Below are 2,412 nucleotides of genomic sequence, written 5' to 3'. Positions count from 1 at the left end.
CGGCATGACCGCGGGCAGGAGGTGCCTGCGCAGCTCGGCGGCCGACAGCGGCGCCGGTGGCGCGGCCGGCGCGGACGGCGCGGCCGGCGCCGACGGGTGCGGCTGCGCCGGACTTCCGCACCCGGCTACCGCCATGAGCAGCACGAACCCGGCCACGCGCCGGATCCCGGAGCTGGTCACCTCTGGGTACCTCCCCCTCCGAGTGATCAAATCGCTCGAAGCTAGCAGGGCGCCGGTCCACCGGCAAGGCGTCTGCTCAGGTCACGACGTCCACCGCCGCGTCATGCAGTGGACGACCGTGCCTCCCGTGGACTGCGTGGTCCGGCAGAGGTTGGTGCCGTTGCCGCCGTCGACGGTGCCCTGGGGGCCGACCGCGGTGGGCGTGCCGCCCGGGCCCTGGATGACGTCGTCGCCGTCGTCGCCGGACACGGCGGCGCCGCGGGCCCGGCCGACGGAGGGGAGTTCGATGAGGTCGGCTCCGGCGCCCCCGCGGATGGCGGCGGCCCGCTCCTGCTCGGACTCCTGGGCGCCGACCGGTCCGAGGCGGATGACGTCGTCGCCCTCGTCGCCGTCGACCACGACGGGGCGCGGCAGACGGGACGTCGGGCGGTTGATCGTGTCCACGGTGATGAGGTCGTTTCCGGGGCCGCCAAGCAGCGGGCCGCCGAGCGTGCCGACGGTGAGGACGTCGTCTCCGGGGCCGCCGTGGAGCCGGCTCGCCGTGTCGTACTCGGGCACGACGTAGGCGGCGAGGCGCACGGTGTCGTCGCCGTCCCCGCCGTCGATGCTCGTGACGTGGACCCGGCCGGCGGTGATCCTGTCGTTGCCGGGGCCGCCGTCGACGAGTCCGCGGAACGACATGTCGCCGGTGGTGATGGTGTCGTCGCCCGCGCCGCCGCGGATGGGGCCCTCGGCGCTGAACCGGTCGGTGTCGGTCACGGTGATCCGGTCGTCGCCGTCCCCGCCGTCGACGGAGCCGCGGACCCCGCCGGAGTCCCCGGAGGCGAGGATGCGGTCGACGGTGATCACGTCGTCGCCGCCGAGACCGTCGACCGCGCCGTTCAGGTGGGCGTCGCCGCCCCGCACCTCGATGACGTCCGCCCGGTCGGTGCCGCGCAGGGGGCCGTCGGCCGGACGCAGCCCCTGGGTGCACACGATGTGGGCGCCGCCGCCGGGTAAGGCGCCGCTGGTACAGCCGGGCGGGAGGGCCGGGGCCGTGGCGGCCGAGGGCGAGGCCGAGGCGGGGACCGCGGCCGTGGCCACGAGCACCAGCCCCGTGACGAGCGCGCCGACAGCGGTGTGTCCGAAGGGCATGGCTGTTGTCTCCTGGGGGTCGAATATGCCTGCGGTGAGGCCAACAGCGTTCCCCCATGCCCCAGGAGCTCACAAGACGGGAACCGGCCGGGACCGGCGGACGATCGTCTACGGTGGGGCCATGACGACCGCCCGGTCCCGCCCCGATCTCCGGCCTCCCAGCCTGAACTCCGGTGAGAAGGAGACCCTGTCGGCCTTCCTGGACTACCTGCGCGAGTCCGTCCTCGCCAAGGCGGCCGGGGTCCCGGAGCCGGCCGTCCGCACGGCCGGCGTCCCCTCCGGGACCAGCCTGCTCGGCCTGCTCAAGCACCTGACGGCCGTCGAGCTCAACTGGTTCGTCTGGGCCTACGACGGCGCCGGCCGCGACCCCTGGGACGACGCGGAGCCGGTCCGCGCCGACGACACCGCGGCGGACCTGGCGCACGCCTACCGCCAGGCGGTCGCCCGGGCGAACGAGGTCGTCCGCGCCTGCCCGGACCTCGACCGCCCGGGCGCCCGCTCGCTGCGGGAGACCCCGCCGCCGTCGATGCGCTGGGTGCTGGTCCACATGATCGAGGAGACCGCCCGGCACGCGGGTCACGCGGACATCCTGCGCGAGGCGATCGACGGCTCGACCGGGCGCTGACGCCCCTCGGGCCCGGTCCGGGAGCGGACGTCCGGGCCCTTCTGCGCGCCCAGTTCCAGGCGCTTCCCGGCGAACCCGGCCCGGAGCCGCCGGTCGTGGCTGACGACGATCAGGGTCCCCGTGTACGGGCCCAGCGCCGCCTCGAGGTCCTCCACGACCCCGGGCGCCAGGTGGTTGGTCGGCTCGTCGAGGAGGAGCAGGTCGTAGGGGCCGCCCGCGACGAGCCGGCCCAGCTCCAGCTTGCGCCGCTGCCCCGCGGACAGTTCCCGTACCGGCTTGCCGATGTCGGCCGGGCCCAACAGCCCGTGGCCGAGCAGGGCCTGCGCCACCTCCTCCCCGAACGCCCCCGCGGCATTGCGGCGTTCGCCGGACCACGGGTCGTCCTGCCGCAGCAGCCCGACCCGTCCCGGTGCCCGTACGCTCCCGTGCGCGGCCGGCACGCGACCCGCGAGCACCTGCAGCAGGGTCGACTT

Annotated in this window: 3 protein-coding genes and 1 pseudogene; 1 reads left to right on the top strand and 3 read right to left on the bottom strand. The window is 75.7% G+C overall.

Annotated elements, in window-relative coordinates:
- Together ACFVXK_RS38225 and ACFVXK_RS38220 are read right to left on the bottom strand one after the other, a co-directional pair.
- Positions 1-180: pseudogene (locus ACFVXK_RS38225) on the bottom strand (hypothetical protein); the annotation flags it as partial.
- 81 nt (positions 181-261) lie between these two features.
- Complete coding sequence (locus ACFVXK_RS38220; protein WP_389621890.1) at positions 262-1,314, bottom strand: hypothetical protein; 1,053 nt, start codon at positions 1,312-1,314, stop codon at positions 262-264.
- A gap of 121 nt (positions 1,315-1,435) precedes the next feature.
- Between ACFVXK_RS38220 and ACFVXK_RS38215 the strand changes: the two genes are divergently transcribed.
- A complete protein-coding gene (locus ACFVXK_RS38215) occupies positions 1,436-1,939 on the top strand; it encodes a DinB family protein (RefSeq protein WP_389621887.1) in 504 nt (167 codons plus the stop codon).
- On the opposite strand, the gene ACFVXK_RS38210 is transcribed toward ACFVXK_RS38215, so the two are convergent.
- Positions 1,891-2,412: ATP-binding cassette domain-containing protein (locus ACFVXK_RS38210; protein WP_389621883.1), on the bottom strand; the 522-nt coding region annotated here is incomplete at its 5' end. The genes ACFVXK_RS38215 and ACFVXK_RS38210 overlap by 49 nt on opposite strands.

Source organism: Streptomyces sp. NPDC058157 (genome assembly GCF_042884105.1).
Lineage (GTDB): Bacteria > Actinomycetota > Actinomycetes > Streptomycetales > Streptomycetaceae > Streptomyces.
This window is presented reverse-complemented; position numbering and strand designations above follow the sequence as displayed.

What these genes read in the sequence shown, in the direction of transcription:
- ACFVXK_RS38220 (WP_389621890.1), bottom strand. Translation starts at nt 1,314, where the DNA reads ATGCCCTTCGGACACACCGCTGTCGGCGCGCTCGTCACGGGGCTGGTG.
- ACFVXK_RS38215 (WP_389621887.1), top strand. Translation starts at nt 1,436, where the DNA reads ATGACGACCGCCCGGTCCCGCCCCGATCTCCGGCCTCCCAGCCTGAAC.